15 protein-coding genes are annotated in these 16,207 nt (G+C 66.8%); 12 read left to right on the top strand and 3 right to left on the bottom strand.

Annotated features, from left to right (window positions below; translation table 11 throughout):
* The first annotated feature begins 3 nt into the window (after window positions 1-3).
* The 8 genes from NUW87_RS01085 to metK all read left to right on the top strand — a co-directional run bounded on the left by NUW87_RS01085 (window position 4) and on the right by metK (window position 8,872).
* Complete coding sequence (locus NUW87_RS01085) at window positions 4-483, top strand: carbamoyl-phosphate synthase domain-containing protein (RefSeq protein WP_269026890.1); 480 nt, start codon at window positions 4-6, stop codon at window positions 481-483.
* Between the two features lie 23 nt (window positions 484-506).
* Window positions 507-3,872, top strand: coding sequence for a carbamoyl-phosphate synthase large subunit (carB, locus tag NUW87_RS01090; protein ID WP_269026891.1), 3,366 nt, complete (start codon window positions 507-509; stop codon window positions 3,870-3,872).
* The gene (gene pyrF / locus NUW87_RS01095) at window positions 3,872-4,699 is read left to right on the top strand and encodes an orotidine-5'-phosphate decarboxylase (protein ID WP_269026892.1); all 828 of its coding nucleotides are present in this window, start codon (window positions 3,872-3,874) and stop codon (window positions 4,697-4,699) included. Before carB ends, pyrF begins: the two co-directional genes overlap by 1 nt.
* A gap of 223 nt (window positions 4,700-4,922) precedes the next feature.
* On the top strand, window positions 4,923-5,246 hold the full coding sequence (gene mihF / locus NUW87_RS01100; protein ID WP_034999332.1) for an integration host factor, actinobacterial type: 324 nt from the start codon (window positions 4,923-4,925) through the stop codon (window positions 5,244-5,246).
* Window positions 5,247-5,248: 2 nt separating this feature from the next.
* A complete protein-coding gene (gene gmk, locus NUW87_RS01105) occupies window positions 5,249-5,836 on the top strand; it encodes a guanylate kinase (protein ID WP_034998871.1) in 588 nt (195 codons plus the stop codon).
* 35 nt (window positions 5,837-5,871) lie between these two features.
* Window positions 5,872-6,168, top strand: coding sequence for a DNA-directed RNA polymerase subunit omega (gene rpoZ, locus NUW87_RS01110; RefSeq protein ID WP_194559819.1), 297 nt, complete (start codon window positions 5,872-5,874; stop codon window positions 6,166-6,168).
* 88 nt (window positions 6,169-6,256) lie between these two features.
* Complete coding sequence (gene coaBC, locus NUW87_RS01115; protein ID WP_269026893.1) at window positions 6,257-7,513, top strand: bifunctional phosphopantothenoylcysteine decarboxylase/phosphopantothenate--cysteine ligase CoaBC; 1,257 nt, start codon at window positions 6,257-6,259, stop codon at window positions 7,511-7,513.
* Window positions 7,514-7,654: 141 nt separating this feature from the next.
* A complete protein-coding gene (metK, locus tag NUW87_RS01120; protein ID WP_239218164.1) occupies window positions 7,655-8,872 on the top strand; it encodes a methionine adenosyltransferase in 1,218 nt (405 codons plus the stop codon).
* Here the strand turns inward: metK and NUW87_RS01125 are convergent.
* From NUW87_RS01125 to NUW87_RS01135, 3 genes are read right to left on the bottom strand one after another with little or no spacing between them, the layout of a single operon-like run.
* Window positions 8,869-9,741, bottom strand: a complete 873-nt coding sequence (locus NUW87_RS01125) for a hypothetical protein (RefSeq protein WP_269026894.1) — start codon at window positions 9,739-9,741, stop codon at window positions 8,869-8,871. The genes metK and NUW87_RS01125 overlap by 4 nt on opposite strands.
* Before the next feature lie 3 nt (window positions 9,742-9,744).
* Entirely contained in the window at window positions 9,745-10,104 is a 360-nt protein-coding gene (locus NUW87_RS01130; protein ID WP_239218160.1) for a hypothetical protein, read from the bottom strand.
* A gap of 17 nt (window positions 10,105-10,121) precedes the next feature.
* Entirely contained in the window at window positions 10,122-11,126 is a 1,005-nt protein-coding gene (locus tag NUW87_RS01135; RefSeq protein WP_269026895.1) for a polysaccharide deacetylase family protein, read from the bottom strand.
* A 115-nt stretch (window positions 11,127-11,241) separates the two neighbouring features.
* Between NUW87_RS01135 and NUW87_RS01140 the strand changes: the two genes are divergently transcribed.
* The 4 genes from NUW87_RS01140 to NUW87_RS01155 are packed head-to-tail and all read left to right on the top strand — an operon-like array spanning window position 11,242 to window position 16,202.
* Entirely contained in the window at window positions 11,242-13,251 is a 2,010-nt protein-coding gene (locus NUW87_RS01140; RefSeq protein WP_269026896.1) for a primosomal protein N', read from the top strand.
* A gap of 40 nt (window positions 13,252-13,291) precedes the next feature.
* Window positions 13,292-13,783: a peptide deformylase gene (gene def / locus NUW87_RS01145; protein ID WP_269026897.1), complete on the top strand. Its 492-nt coding sequence runs from the start codon at window positions 13,292-13,294 to the stop codon at window positions 13,781-13,783.
* A 14-nt stretch (window positions 13,784-13,797) separates the two neighbouring features.
* A complete protein-coding gene (gene fmt, locus NUW87_RS01150; protein WP_269026898.1) occupies window positions 13,798-14,727 on the top strand; it encodes a methionyl-tRNA formyltransferase in 930 nt (309 codons plus the stop codon).
* Window positions 14,724-16,202 carry an RsmB/NOP family class I SAM-dependent RNA methyltransferase gene (locus tag NUW87_RS01155; RefSeq protein ID WP_377734463.1) on the top strand — a complete coding sequence of 493 codons (1,479 nt, stop codon included), beginning with the start codon at window positions 14,724-14,726 and terminating at the stop codon, window positions 16,200-16,202. The genes fmt and NUW87_RS01155 overlap by 4 nt, the downstream gene beginning before the upstream one ends.
* Window positions 16,203-16,207: the final 5 nt, after the last annotated feature.

Genomic DNA, 16,207 nt, shown 5'->3' on the forward strand with positions numbered 1-16,207 from the left:
ACCATGTCTGACAACACCACCAAGCAACCCCAGCGCACGCGCGCGACGCTCGTGCTTGACGACGGCTCCGCCTTCCCCGGCTTCATCTTCGGGGCGACGCCCGCAGCGGACACCTCGGACGAGATCGCCGGCGAGGTCGCCTTCACCACCGACATGTTCGGCTACGAGCGCGAACTGTGCGAGGCCGAGCGACAAGGCCAGATCCTCGTTTTTGCCTCCCCGCAGGTGGGCAACGTCGGCTGGACCGGCGAGGGCGCGTCCGGCAGCACCGAGATCACCGCCGCAGCCGTCATCGTGCGCGACGTCGCGCGCATCGCCTCCAACCACAACGCCCAACGCACCCTGGCCGAAGAGCTTGCGGCGCAGGGTGTTACCGGCCTGTGGGGCGTGGACACCCGGAAGCTCGTCCGCCACCTGGCAAACGCCACCCGTGAGGGAAAGACGGTGCGGGGCCAGGTCACCGTCGATAAGCACGAAGCCTAAGAGAAAGACCAGGAGATACAGACATGAAGCGCAACGACTTAAACCACGTCCTGGTTATCGGCTCCGGCCCGATCGTGATCGGCCAGGCCTGCGAGTTCGACTACTCCGGCACCCAGGCGTGCCGCGTGCTCAAGAACGAGGGCCTGCGGGTGACGTTGGTGAACTCCAATCCGGCGACGATTATGACCGACCCGGAGTTCGCCGACCACACCTACGTGGAACCGATCGAGCCCAGCTACATCGACCGGATCCTCGCCCGCGAGGCAGAGCAGGGCCACCCGGTGGACGCGATCCTGCCCACGCTCGGTGGCCAGACCGCCCTGAACGCCGCGATCAAGCTGGACCGCCTCGGCATTTTGGAAAAGCACGGTGTGGAGCTCATCGGCGCCGACATCGAGGCCATCGAGCGTGGCGAGGACCGCCAGAAGTTCAAGGACATCGTCGAGAAAATCGGCGGCGAATCCGCCCGCTCCCGCGTGTGCTACACGATGGAAGAGGTCGAGGAAACCGTCGCGGAACTGGGCTTCCCATGCGTGGTGCGCCCCTCGTTTACCATGGGCGGCCTCGGCTCCGGTCTGGCCTACGACATGGACGATCTGCACCGCATCGCCGGCGACGGCCTGGTGGCCTCGCCGGAGGCGAACGTGCTGATCGAGGAATCCATCCTGGGCTGGAAGGAAATCGAGCTGGAACTTATCCGCGACTCCGCGGATAACTGCATCGCCATCGCCACCATTGAGAACGTGGACGCGATGGGCGTGCACACCGGCGACTCCGTCACCGTGGCTCCGGTGCTGACCATGACCGAGCCTGAGGTGACCACCATGATCGAGCAGGGCAAGGCCATCATCCGCGAAGTCGGTGTGAAAACGGGCGGCTGCAACATCCAGTTCGCCATCAACCCCAAAGACGGCCGGATGATCACCATCGAGATGAACCCGCGCGTGTCGCGTTCGTCCGCGTTGGCGTCCAAGGCCACCGGTTACCCGATTGCGAAGATGGCTACATTGCTCGCCATCGGCTACACCCTCGACGAGATCCCCAACGACATGACCGGCGGGGAGACCACGGCGCTCGCGGAGCCGTCGCTGGACTACGTCATTGTGAAAATGCCGCGCTTTGCCTTTGAGAAGTTCCCGGGCTCCGACGAGACCCTGGGCACGTCCATGAAGGCTGTGGGCGAGGCCATGGGCATCGGCCGTAACTACATCCAGGGCCTGAATAAGGTCATGCGCTCGATGGAGGACAAGCCGAACGGCTTCTGGACCCGCCCGGACGAGTACTTCGCCGGCGAGCGCGCCACCGACGTCGCGGCGGTGCTCGAGGATCTGAAGGTGCCCACCGACAAGCGCCTCTACGACGTGGAGCTTGCGCTGCGTCTCGGCGCCAGCGTGGACGAGGTGTACGAGGCCTCCGGCATCGACCCGTGGTTCCTGGAGGAGCTTGTCGCACTCATCGACTTTAGGCAGCAGCTTCTCGACGCCCCGGTGCTCGACGCCGAGCTGTTGCGCGAAGCGAAGGCGTTTGGACTGTCCGACGCCCAGATCGCCGCGCTGCGCCCGGAGCTGGCGGGGGAGTCCGGTGTGCGCCAGCTGCGCTGGTCGCTGGGCATTACCCCGACGTTTAAGACGGTGGACACCTGCTCCGGCCAGTTCGACGCGAAGGTGCCGTATCTGTACTCCGCCTACGAGCTGGATCCGGACGCCGAGTCTGAGGTTGTTGCTTCTGATGCTGCTTCGAGCGACAGCGACAAGCAGAAGGTCATCATCCTCGGCTCCGGCCCGAACCGCATCGGCCAGGGCATCGAGTTCGACTACTCCTGCGTGCACGCTGCGCTGGAGCTGTCGCGTGTGGGCTACGAGACGGTGATGGTCAACTGCAACCCGGAGACCGTTTCCACCGACTACGACACCGCGGACCGCCTCTACTTCGAGCCGCTGACGTTCGAAGACGTCATGGAGATCTACCGCGCGGAGTCCGCCACCGGCACCGTCGCAGGCGTGATCGTGCAGCTCGGCGGCCAGACGCCGCTGGGTCTGGCGCAGCAGCTTGAAGACGCCGGCGTGCCGGTGGTCGGCACCTCGCCCAAGGCTATTGACATGGCGGAGGATCGCGGCGAGTTTGGCAAGGTGCTCGACGCGGCGAACCTGCCGGCGCCGGCCTTCGGCACTGCCACCACCTTCGAGGGCGCCCGCGAGGTTGCGGATCGCATCGGTTACCCCGTGCTGGTGCGCCCCTCCTACGTGCTCGGCGGCCGCGGCATGGAGATTGTTTACGACGAGGACAACCTGCGCGACTACATCAACCGCGCCACCGAGCTGTCCCCGGACCACCCGGTGCTGGTGGACCGCTTCCTGGACAACGCCATCGAGATCGACGTCGACGTGCTCTGCGACGGCACGGACGTCTACCTCGGCGGCGTGATGGAGCACATCGAGGAAGCCGGCATCCACTCCGGCGACTCCGCCTGCGCGCTGCCGCCGATGACGCTGGGGCCAGACGACATTGCCAAGGTCCGCCGTTCCGCAGAAGCTCTCGCGCACGGCATTGGCGTCGAGGGCCTGATGAACGTGCAGTTCGCGCTCAAGGACGACATCCTCTACGTCATCGAAGCCAACCCGCGCGCGTCGCGCACCGTGCCGTTTGTGTCCAAGGCCACCGGCGTGCACCTGGCCAAGGCCGCAGCGCGCATCATGATGGGCACCACGATTGCGCAGCTGCGTACCGAAGGGTTGATCCCGTCCGACTACGACGGCGGTTCGCTGCCGATGGAGCACCCGATCGCAGTGAAGGAAGCGGTGTTGCCGTTTACCCGGTTCCGCCGCCCGGACGGCGCGCTGCTGGACACCATCCTTGGCCCGGAGATGAAATCTACCGGCGAGGTCATGGGTCTGGCGCCGTCCTTCGGGATGGCGTACGCCAAGGCGGAGGCCGCGGCATTCGGCGAACTACCCACCGAAGGCACTGTGTTTGTCTCGCTTGCCAACCGCGACAAGCGCACCCTGATTTTCCCGATTCAGCGCCTGTCCACCATGGGATTCAAGGTCCTGGCAACGGAAGGCACGGCGCAGATGTTGCGCCGCAACGGCATCGAATGCGAGGTCGCGCTCAAGGGGTCGCAGGTGCGCGAGGGCGCTGAGGGTAAGTCCATTGTGGACCGCATCCTGGATGGTGAGATCGACCTGGTGCTGAACACTCCAGCTGGCTCCGCAGGCGCGCGCCACGACGGTTACGACATCCGCGCGGCGGCCGTTATCGCCGATGTGGCCATCATGACCACCGTGCAGGGCGTCACCGCAGCAGTGCAGGGCATCGAGGCGACCCGCGCCAAGGAGTTCACCGTGACCAGCCTGCAGGAGCTCGAGCACGGCAAGACGGAGGCGAAGTAATGACGGCACAGGGCTTCGGCGAGCGCCTCGTTGAGGCCGGGCGGGAGTATGGCCGTCTGTGCGTGGGCATCGACCCTCACGCCGCGCTGCTTGCACAGTGGGGTCTCGAGGACAATGTCGAGGGCTTGCGGGTGTTCTCCGAGACCTGTGTGGAGGCGTTCGCTGGCCACGCCGCGGTGGTCAAGCCGCAGGTGGCGTTTTTCGAGCGTTTCGGCTCGGCCGGATTCGCGGTGCTTGAGGACACGCTCGCGCAACTGCGTGAGAGCGGAACCTTGGTAATCGCCGATGCGAAACGCGGCGACATCGGGTCCACGATGGCGGGCTACGCGGCGGCCTGGCTTGCGCCGGGTTCTCCGTTGGAGGCCGACGCGCTGACCTTGACGCCGTACCTTGGTGTCGGCTCGCTCGACCCGGCGATCGAGCTGGCGGCCCAGCACGGCAAGGGCGTGTTTGTCATGGCCGCCAATTCCAACCCGGAGGCGGTGGCGCTGCAGACCGGCACTATCGACGGGAAGATGCTCGCTCAGCGGATGGTGGATGAGTGCGCGGAGTACAACCGTGGAGACGATGCTGAATACATTGGGCACGTCGGTGTGGTCGTCGGGGCGACTGTGCAAAACCCGCCGGTGCTGGATCAGCTGAACGCGCCGGTCCTGATGCCGGGCGTGGGTGCCCAAGGAGCAACGATGGACGATGCCCAAGCGATTGCGGGTGAGGTTGGACACCTCGTTTTCCCTAGCGTTTCCCGCTCCGTCCTCGCGGCGGGACCGGAAGTCGCTGAGCTGCGTAAACGTGTATCTGACCTGGGGAAACAGGCAAAAGGCTAGGGTGCATTTACCGCCTAGCAAAATCCCTGGTAGTTTAATTCCGTCGCACGGTGACGTGGAGAAATGCGGTGCACAACGCGCTCCGCAGCACCGTTGCAGAAAAAAGCAGTGTTAGACTGTGCCGGACGTGGCGAATTGCACCGATGACATTCGGCGGAGTGCGCCCCGGATCCGGCACATGTCGGACTGGATAAATGTTCGTAACTATCACATGGAGGAACCCGTGGCACTTCCACAGTTGACCGATGAGCAGCGCAAGGCAGCACTTGAGAAGGCTGCTGAGGCCCGCAAGGCTCGCGCCGAGCTGAAGGCATCCCTCAAGCGCGGCGAGACCACGCTGAAGGACGTCCTGGACAAGGCTGACACCGACGAGATCATCGGCAAGACCAAGGTCTCCGCACTCCTCGAGGCTATGCCGAAGGTGGGTAAGGTCAAGGCTCGCGAGATCATGGAGGAGCTGGAGATCGCTCAGACCCGTCGTCTGCGTGGCCTCGGCGACCGTCAGCGTCGCGCGCTGCTCGAGCGCTTCGGCTACGAAGAGAACTAAACGTGTCCGAGGTGGCTCCCCGCGGGCAGCTGGTCGTCCTGGCTGGCCCGTCTGCGGTGGGAAAGTCGACGGTGGTGGGCGGCCTTCGCAGTGCCGTACCGGATTTGTACTTCTCCGTCTCCATGACTACCCGCGCGCCGCGTCCGGGTGAGGTGGACGGTAAGGACTACTTCTTTGTCACCCCCGAACACTTCCAGGGCCGAATTGACCGCGGAGAGATGCTGGAGTGGGCTGACATTCACGGAGGCCTGCAGCGCTCCGGCACCCCTGCCGGTCCGGTGCAGGAGGCTATGGAAGCCGGGCGTCCCGTTCTCGTCGAAGTTGACTTGGCAGGCGCACGCAACATCAAGCGACTGCTGCCGGAAGCACGGACCGTGTTTTTGGCGCCGCCGTCGTGGGACGTGCTCGTTCAGCGCCTCACCGGGCGCGGTACTGAGACTCCCGAGGTGATTGAGCGCAGGCTCACCACCGCCCGGAAGGAGCTCGACGCTCAGGGTGAATTCGACACCGTGGTGGTCAACGACGACGTGGATGCGGCGGTGGCGGCCATCGCCGGCATTCTTCAAGGCACATCTTCCAACAACAGTTAGCGAGTGGGTTACACGTGAGCAACACAACTAAGGATCTGTCCGAGACGTCCGCTGCCGAGGAAACCCCTCAGCAGGAAAACGTCTACGACACTCCGGAGGGCATTACGGCGCCCCCGATCGACGAGCTTTTGACGAAAGTGTCGTCGAAGTACGCGCTCGTCATCTTCGCAGCGAAGCGTGCCCGCCAGATCAACAGCTTCTACCAGAATTCCGAGGACGGTGTCTTCGAGTTCGTGGGACCGCTGGTTTCTCCTGAGCCGGGCGAGAAGCCGCTGTCGATCGCTCTGCGCGAGATCGAGGCAGGCCTGCTCGAGCACGAGGAAGGCCAGTAAGCCTGTCGCGCAGTAGTAGCGCACGGTAGATGACCGCCGCCGCCCAGCAACACCGCTGGGCGGCGGCGGTTTTGTATGCTTAGGGCTCATGAACGAAGCCCAGAATCCGGCCCAGAACCCGACGCAGCCGCTGCGCGTAGTCATTGGAGTATCCGGCGGAATCGCCGCGTACAAGGCGTGCCACCTAGTTCGGAACTTCAAGGAGGCGGGGGACAACGTTCGCGTCATCCCGACCACAAACGCGCTGAACTTCGTTGGCGCCGCCACGTTTGAAGCGCTGAGCGGCAACCCGGTGGACACCGGCGTATTCACCCGAGTAGACGAGGTGCAGCATGTGAGGGTGGGGCAGGAGGCGGATCTGATCGTCGTTGCTCCGGCGACGGCGGACCTGATTGCTCGGGTGGCCGCCGGGCGGGCAGATGATCTGCTTACCTCAACCATCCTCGTGGCTACGTGCCCGGTGGTGCTGGCGCCTGCCATGCACACGGAGATGTGGCTCAACCCGGCGACGCAGACAAACGTCGCAACGCTGCGCGAGCGCGGGATTACCGTGCTCGAGCCCGCGCACGGGCGGCTTACCGGTAAAGACACCGGTCCTGGGCGCTTGCCGGAGCCGGATGTGATCGCCCAGCTGGCACGCACTGTGCTGCATACGAACGGCGCGAAAGCGTTCGCGCAGACGCTCGCGGGCAAGCGTGTGCTGATCAGCGCCGGCGGCACCCAGGAGAACATCGACCCGGTGCGCTACATCGGCAACCGCTCCTCCGGCAAGCAGGGCTACGCCCTGGGGGACATCGCCGCGCAGCGCGGCGCGAAGGTGACCATCGTGGCGGGTTCAACCGACGAGCTGGAACCGCCGTCGGGCACGGAGGTGGTCAAGGTCGGCTCCACCCGGGAGATGCGTCAGGCGATGGTGGATCGCGCACCGGACGCTGACGTGGTGATCATGGCGGCCGCGGTGGCAGATTTTCGTCCAGAAGCGGAAGCGAACACGAAGCTGAAGAAGGGGCAGGCGGACGACGCGTTGTCCACGATCCGACTCACGGAGAACCCGGATATCCTCAAGGACCTCGTGGACATGCGCGAGGCGGGTCAGGTCGCCGCGACCATCATCGGTTTCGCCGCGGAGACGGACAATGAGCTGGAGAACGGCCGCGCGAAGCTCAAGCGAAAGGGTGCGGACATGCTCATGCTCAACTCCGTGGCCGGCGGCGGCGTGTTCGGGCAGGCCCGCAACCGGGGCTGGCTGCTCAGCGCCGACGGGGGCGAAGAGGAGATTCCGGATGGCACCAAACACGAGGTCGCAGTACACATCTGGGACGCGGTAGAGCGTCTCGCGCAGTGACATTGCACATTTAGACAGCTTGGTCTATCGTGGGCATGACTTAACGACGTGCCGTTCCCGTTTCAGCCCGTACGAAGCTGAGCCGCCCAGCAGGTGCGCCGGAACGCAACCCGTCCGCCCAGATGCAAAGGAAAGACTGCTTTGTCCACTGATACGTACTTCCGCTTGTTCACAAGCGAATCGGTCACTGAGGGCCATCCCGACAAGATCTGCGACGCGATCTCGGACGCGATCCTGGACGACATGCTCGCCCAGGACCCGGAAGCGAAGGTGGCCGTGGAGACGCTCGCCACGACCGGTCAGGTGCACGTGGTGGGAGAGGTGCGTACCTCCGCCTACTCAAACATTGCCCGGATCGTGCGCGAGAAACTGGTGGAGATCGGCTTCGACTCTTCCGAGGTCGGCTTCGACGGCCGCAGCTGCGGCGTGAACATCGCCATAGGCGACCAATCCGCGGAGATCCACGATTCCGTGGTGACCTCCCAGGAGGTTCGCGAGAACACCTCCACCGGCGCGGAGGACCAGACCGGCGCGGGCGACCAGGGCCTGATGTTCGGCTACGCCACCAACGAGACCCCGGAGTTCATGCCGCTGCCGATCTCCACGGCGCACCACCTGGCGCGCCGACTGTCCCAGGTGCGCCACGAGGGCATCGTGGACGGGCTGCGCCCGGACGGCAAGACCCAGGTGACCTTCGCTTACGACGGCCAGACCCCGGCGTTCATCGACACGATCGTCATCTCCACGCAGCACGACCCGGACTTCACCGGCGAGCCGCTGGAGGCGGCGCTGCGCGAGCACGTGATCAACTGGGTGCTCAAGGACGCCGACCTGGAGCGTTACTACCGCGAGGACACCAAGGTGCTGGTCAACCCGTCCGGCTCCTTCATCCAGGGCGGCCCCATGAGTGATGCAGGCCTGACCGGCCGCAAGATCATCGTGGACACCTACGGCGGCATGGCCCGTCACGGCGGCGGCGCGTTTTCTGGCAAGGACCCCTCAAAGGTGGACCGCTCCGGCGCGTACGCGATGCGCTGGGTGGCCAAGAACATTGTCGCCGCGGGCCTGGCGGAGCGCGTCGAGGTGCAGGTGGCTTACGCCATCGGCCGCGCGAACCCGGTGGGCCTGTACGTTGAGACGTTCGGCACCGCCACCGAGGGGCAGACGGACGAGAGCATCCAGCAGGCGGTGGAGAAGGTCTTCGATCTGCGTCCGGAGGTGATCATCCGCGAACTGGACCTCAAGCGTCCGATCTACGCGCAGACTGCCGCGTACGGCCACTTCGGCCGCACGGACATCGACGTGCCGTGGGAGCGCACCGACAAGGTCGACGACTTAAAGGCCGCCGCAGGCGTCTAGTCCTGCGCAGTATTCTCAGCCGCTTGGCTTTCCTGCCAGGCGGCTTTTTCTCGCTCGGAGCGCTTATGGTTGCGCAACGCGACCACGCCGACGACGATGCCGATGACCACCGGCAACCAAATCTTGGAGTACTCCAGAAGCCACAGCACCCACTCGGGCACCTCCGGCAGGTCGAGATCTGGCCAGTTGATGTCGGGCAGCGGTAAATCGAGCTTCGGCAGCTCAGGTACCGGCAGGTCCATGTGCGGCAGCTGCCAGTCCGGCAGGTCCCAGTCGGGCAGGTCCCAGTCCGGCAGAAAACCCAGCAACCACTTGAGAAACCGGGAGAGGATCGGCCCGAGCACAAGCACCGCGAGCGCCCAGCCGCCCTTGCCCAAGCCTTCGGCCATGGGGATCAGGGTGCGTTTGAGCTCGCTGGAATCCATGGTTTCGCGCCGTCGCGCGCCGCGGGAGCCGACAGGCGGGTCGAACTCCACCACCGTGTCGCCTTCGCGGAACTCCACGCTCAGCAGCTCATCCAAGCCACTGACCCGCAGCTTCAGGTGCGGCTTCGCACGGTCGAGCCCCACTAGCATCGGTGTTTCCAGCTCGTCTTTCGGGCCGTCGCCGAACAGCGGTAGACGGGTGCTGTTGACGTCGTTGTAGCGGTGCTGCACAGCGCCGTCGACGCGCACTTCCATGCGCTCGGAAGGGTTCGAAGCCCACAGCTGGATCCGCTCTTTGAACGAACTCTCCGCCGTCGCCAGGGTGCCCGGCTTGTCCGCCTCCTCGCCGGGCCAGCTCGCGTCCTCTGCGGCGAAGTCGCGGTCGAAGCCGACGCGGACCTCGATCAAGCCGTATTCGGGGTGGTTGAGGCTCCAGGTTTCCATCGGCTACACCTCCGCATTGCTTCTCGACGAGCTGCCGCCCACCAACGACCCAAGACCCATCGCCGCCGCGCAGGTAAGCGTCACGGCGATGGAATAGAAGAACGTGCCGTCGTTGAAGTAGAGGGCCTTGGCAATCCAGAAGCCCACTCCGGTCAGCAGCGGCAGGGACCAGTTCGGGCGAAACGCGATGCCGTCGATAAGCCCGGCGATGATGGCCACCGCGAAGATGTAGGCCACGACCGGCCATGGGCTGCTCACCGCTGGGATGAGCAGCAGTGGCCCAAGGGCGTAGGCAGCGAACATGGCATAGGGGATGGCTTTGACCCATCCTTTGCGGGCGTCGTTGTCCTGCTGTTCAGTCACGGGCAGGAGTATAGGAACTAATCCGCGCGCGTGTAGACGTGACCCGCCTCGGGGCGCTTAATCATCTCGTCCAAGCCGACCGGGTTCAGGCCCTTGGCGCGCAGGCCGTCGATGACGCACTCCGCCGCATCGACGGTGGGCTGGTGGATGTCGTGCATGAGAATGATGGAACCCTCGCGGGCACCTTCCACCGCACGCTTGCAGGTGGTGGTTGGATTGCGGTGCTGCCAGTCGGCCGTGTCCACGTCCCAAATGGCCAGCGACATGCCGCGCTCGCCGGCGGCGGAGGCCACGCGCGAGTCGTGGGACCCGTAGGGCGGGCGCATCCAGTGCGGCTCAACACCGGCCTGCTTCTTCAGTGCGTCATCCGTGCCGTCCAGCTGGGCGGCGATTGCGGCATCGGACTGCCGGGCCAGGTCAGGGTGGGAAAAGGAGTGGTTGCCGATGGTGTGGCCCTCGTCGCGGATCCGGCGCAGAATCTGCGGGTAGGCGTTGGCGTTGCGGCCCACCACGAAGAAGGTGGCGTGCGCATCTTTGCGCTTGAGGATATCCAGCAGGCGCTCGGTGGAGCCGGGGACCGGGCCGTCGTCGTAGGTGATGGCGACGCAGTTGTAGCACTTCGGCGGCACCGGCGAAGGCGAAGGCTCCTGCGCGGGCGCCACGGTGACGTCGGCCGGTTTCGCCGGCTCCGGCGGGCGCAGGTGCGGGGGCACGGCCTGCTTCACCTGGTCAGGCAGGCCGTCGAAGGCGCGGCGCCAGCCGTCTTCCACGGCGCTGCGTGCGCGGTCGGAGGAACCGGTGATGAAGGCGGAGCTGCCGTCGATAGGCGAACCTGTTCCCTGCGCGAGGATGGGGCCGAAGGAATTGCCGGGGATGATCTGCGTGCCTTGCCGCAGGGCCAGCTGCGTCACTTTGGCCGCATCAGCAGAGGCGGGGGTAGGCGAGATCGCTACAGCGGCGAGGAGGGCGGCAGAGGCGACTACGGAAAACAGGCGTTTCATCAGGGTGGCGAGGTCTTTCAAACGCGCGTGAGAATGATTCTTTCAGCCTTATTAGTACCCCAAACAAGCCCCGAGCGGGCGATTGGGGTACTCGCGCTCGAAGGCGGTGTCGGGCGGTGGTTTAGAATCCGGGGTCATGTCTGACACGCCCGCCGCCGAAACCCCAGTCGCGCGCGTGTTGCCCATGCTCGGTCTCGCGCATCTGGACAGGCCCTTCGACTATCTGGTGCCCTCCCAGGATGCGGACGCGGTGCAGCCCGGGGTGCGGGTGCGCGTGCGTTTTGCGGGCCGGCTCGTGGACGCGGTGGTGCTCGAGCGCGCCTCGCAATCGCGGCACGAGGGGTCGCTGCGCTTCATCGAGCGGGTCATCTCGCCGGAGGTTGTGGCTCCGGCGAAAACGCGCGAGCTTATCGACGCGCTCGCGGACCGTTACGCGGGCGTGCGATCCGATATCTACCGCTCCGCTATCCCGGCGCGCCACGCGAAGGCGGAGGAAACGGACACCTCTACTCCCTGGGAAGAGTTGGGGGAGGCCGGGGAGCCGGACTTGTCGGCGTGGACCGCGTACACCTTTGGCGAGTCCTTCGTGGACGCGGTGGTGGCCGGCAAGATTGCGCGGGCGGCGTGGCAGGTTGCACCGGGGGATGACTGGGCTGCGGCGTTGGCGTCGCTGGCAGCGAAGGTGGCGTTGGACGGTGCTGGCGCGCTGATCGTGGTGCCGGACCAGAAGGACGTGAACGCGTGCGAGGCAGCGCTGAAACAGATCGTCGGTGCGCGGCAGGTGACAACGCTGACGGCCTCGCAGGGCCCGCAGGCGCGGTACTCGCGCTACTTATCGGTGCTGCACGGGCAGGGCCGGATTGTGGTGGGCACGCGCTCGGCCGCCTTCGCGCCGGTGGAAAACCTGCGGTTTGCGGCGCTCATGTTCGACGGCGACGACAACCTGGTGGATCCGCGCGCGCCGTACGTGCACGCGCGCGAGGTGCTGACCACGCGATCGGCGCAGGAGGGGAGCTCGTTGATTCTCGGCGGGCACGCGCGCACGGCCGAGGCGCAGCTGCTGGTGGAATCCGGGTGGATGCACGAGCTGGTCGCCCCTCGCCAGAGTTTGCGCACCCGTTCGCCGTACATCCACGCGGCGGGGGATTCGGACTTTGAGATGGAGCGTGACCCGCGCGCGAAGCAGGCCCGCCTGCCGTCGTCGGCGTTCCAGGCGGCGGCCAAAGCGCTCGAGCGCGGTGCCCCTGTGCTGTTCCAGGTGCCGCGCACCGGCTACATCCAGTCGCTCGCGTGCGGGCAGTGCCGGACACCGGCGCGCTGCAGGTGGTGCAACGGGCCGCTCGGACTGCCCTCCGGCGGCGAGGCCGCGGCGCCGACGTGCCGGTGGTGCGGGCGGATGGACCCGGCGCACGTGTGCCCGGCTTGCGGCTCGCGCAGGCTGCGCGCGGTGGTGCTGGGCACGGAGCGCACGGCCGAGGAGCTGGGGCGCGCCTTTGCCAAGTACAAGGTGATAACCTCAGGCGGCGACAACGTGCGCGCGCAGGTGCAGCAGGGTCCGGCGCTGGTGGTGGCCACGCCGGGTGCGGAGCCGCACGTTGAGGGAGGCTACGGCGCGGCAGTGCTTCTAGATACCTGGGCGCTGATGCAGCGGCCTGACCTGCGCGCGATGGAAGACACCTTTGCCAAGTGGATGGGGGCGGCCACGCTGGTGCAGCCGCACAGCGCAGGCGGGGAAGTGGTCGTGGTGGCCGAGCCCTCGCTGCCCGTGGTGCAGCACCTGATCCGCTGGGACGCGCCCGGGTTTGCAGCCCTCGAGCTGTCGCTGCGGCGCGAGGCCCGCTTCCCGCCGGCGGTGCATGTGGCGGTGGTGGACGCCCCGCGCGACGGGTTAGACGAGTTCTTCGCGCGCACCGAGCTACCCGAGCACGCCGAGCTGCTCGGCCCCGTGGACCTGCCGCCGGGGGTGCGGCTGCCGGGCGAGTGGAACCGGGAGGCGCTCGGCCCCGCGCAGCGGATGCTGGTGCGCACCCCGCTAACCGGGCGCACCGCGCTGGGCAAGGCCCTTCGAGCGGGCGCGGTGGCGTGGACGACGGCGAAGCAGGACCTGCCGCTGCGCATCCAGGTCAATCCGGTGGACATCGGCTAGCTAGTGGGTACTGGTACTGCAGCCAGTACACTTTGGCTCCATGGCTATCCGCGACATCCGCCTGTTCGGCGACCCAGTGCTCAACACCGCTGCAGCGGAGGTCACCGTTTTCGACGCCGCCCTCGAGCGGCTAGTCGCCGACATGTTGGAAACCATGGACCACGCTGGCGGGGTGGGCCTGGCCGCGAACCAGATCGGGCTTGCGCGCCGGATCTTCGTGTTCGACTGCCAGGGCATGCGCGGGCACATCGTCAACCCCGTATGGGAACCGTTGGGCGAAAAGGTGCAGACTGGCATTGAGGGCTGCCTGTCGGTGCCGGGCGTGCGCGGGGAGGTCACCCGCCACAGGACAGTGGTGGCCCGCGGCCAGGATTGCTACGGGCGACCGCTTACCCTGCGCGGCACCGGGTTGTTGGCGCGCTGCATACAGCACGAAGCGGACCACTTAGATGGCGTGATGTTCATGCGCAGGATGGAACCGGAGCAACGCAAGGAAGCGATGGCGGCGATCCGGGCCGCCGACTGGAGCTAAGGAGAACGTTTTTTATGCGACTCGTATTCGCCGGCACCCCCGAACCCGCCGCCGCGGCACTCGAGCGGCTCATCGCCTCCGACCACGAGGTCGTCGCGGTGCTCACCCGCCCGGACGCGCGCCGCGGCCGTGGGCGGACGCTGCACCCGTCGCCCGTCAAGGCGCTCGCGCTCGAGCACGGCATTGCAGTGCTCACCCCGGAAAGCCTCACGCGTGACGACGCCATCCGGGAGCAACTCAAAGAGCTGGCCCCAGACGCGATCCCGGTGGTGGCCTACGGCAACCTCATTCCGGCGGACATGCTGGACATCCCGAAACACGGGTGGGTGAACCTGCATTTCTCTCTGCTACCTCAGTGGCGCGGGGCGGCACCGGTGCAGGCTGCGATCGCCGCAGGGGACGCGGTCACCGGTGCGACCACCTTCCGTATCAACGAGGGCCTGGACACCGGCGACATCCTGGACACGTTGGAAACAGAAATCGGGGAGGCGGAAACCAGCGGCGAGCTGCTGGAGCGCCTCGCCTACGCGGGTGCTGACCTGCTGGTTGGAACCATGGACGCGCTGGGCGCGGGCACCGCGGCTCCCACGCCGCAGCCGGAAGAGGGCACCTATGCCCACAAGATCGCCCCGGCGGATGCCCGGGTGGACTGGAACCAGCCGGCCGCCGTGATCGACCGCGGAATTCGCGCCCACACCCCGGCGCCGGGCGCGTGGACGATGCGCGGGGAGAACCGCTTTAAGCTCGGCCCGGTCACCCCGACTGGAGAGGGCTCGCTAGCTCCGGGTGAGGCCGCGTTTGGCAAGAATGAGGTGCTCGTGGGCACCGCCGACGGCGACGTGCGACTGGGCACGATCCAGCCGCCGGGCAAGAAGATGATGAACGCGGCGGACTGGGCCCGCGGATTGGCCGCTGACGCGAAAGAAGGAGTGGTGTTCGAGTGAGCGGAGGATTCAGGTCGCGCTCCGCGGGGCGGCGCGAAGACAAGCCGGCGCACCAGCGCAACCGGCAGCAGGGCCGCGGTGCAGCGCAGCAGCCGCGCAAGCAGGGCGGCGGGCGCCAGCGTTACACGGTGAAAGGGCGCCCGGCCAGCATCGGTGACCCGGCGCGCGAGGCGAGCTTCGAGGTGGTGCTGCGCGTCGCCCGTGACGGCGCCTTTGCCAACCTCACCCTGCCCGGCATCCTGCGCGAGCGGAAGATCACCGGCCGCGATGCCGCGTTCGCCACCGAACTGGCCTACGGCACGCTGCGCAGCCTCGGGGTGCTCGACGCGGTGATCGCGAAGAACTCATCGCGCGAGCTCGAGCACATTGCGCCCGAGGTGCTCGCCGCGCATCGCCTTGGCGCGTACCAGCTGCTGTACACCCGGGTGGGCGACCACGCTGCGGTGGACACCTCGGTGCGGCTGGTTGCGGCCGCCGGCCACGAGAAGGCGAAGGGCTTCGCCAACGGTGTGCTGCGTTCCATTGCCCGCACGCCCGCCGACGAATGGCTGCGCACCCTCGCCCCGGGCAGCGAGCTAGGCGCGCTGGCGTTCACCCACGCCCACCCGGAGTGGATCGCGCGCTCCTTCGCCGAGGCGCTCGGAGACGAGCGCGAGGAGCTGGAGGCCGCGCTCGAGGCGGACTCGGCCCGCCCGGTCGTGCACCTGGTGGCGCGCCCGGGAGAGATTTCCGCGGAAGAGCTTGCGCTAACCACCGGCGGCGAGCAGGGCAAGTACTCGCCGTACGCGGTGTACCTGCCGGAGGGGGACCCAGGCCAGCTCGAGCCGGTGCGCGAGGGCCTCGCCGCGGTGCAGGACGAGGGTTCGCAGATCATCGCGCGTGCTGTCACCGAGGTCCCCGTCGAGCATGACCAAGGCCGTTGGCTTGACCTGTGTGCGGGCCCCGGCGGCAAGGCTGCGCTCATCGGGGCGATCGCGGCTATCGACGCCGCCACGGTCGACGCCGTCGAAGTCAGCCCGCACCGCGCGGAGCTGATCTCCAAGACGGTGCGCGGCCTGCCGGTGACCGTCCACACCGCCGACGGGCGCGACCCGCAGCTCGAGCCCGGATACGACCGCATCCTGGTGGACGCCCCCTGCTCCGGGCTGGGCGCGCTGCGTCGACGTCCGGAGGCGCGCTGGACGAAGTCTGAAGACGACATCGCGGAGCTGACCCAGCTGCAGGAAGAGCTGCTCGAATCCGCCGTAAACCTGGCCAAGCCGGGTGGGGTGGTGGCCTACTCCACGTGCTCGCCGGATGTGCGGGAGACCCGGAGGATCGTCGAAAAGCAATTGGCGAAGGGCGGCGTTGAGGAGCTGGACGCCCGGCAGTGGGCCGCCGGCATGGAGGATGTGGGCGAGGGCCCGAGCGTGCAGATGTGGCCGCACCGCCACGGCACCGACGCAATGTTCTTCGCTGTGCTGCGCAAAAGCTAAGGTAG

It is taken from the genome of Corynebacterium pilbarense, from assembly GCF_026930265.1.
GTDB classification, from domain to species: domain Bacteria; phylum Actinomycetota; class Actinomycetes; order Mycobacteriales; family Mycobacteriaceae; genus Corynebacterium; species Corynebacterium pilbarense.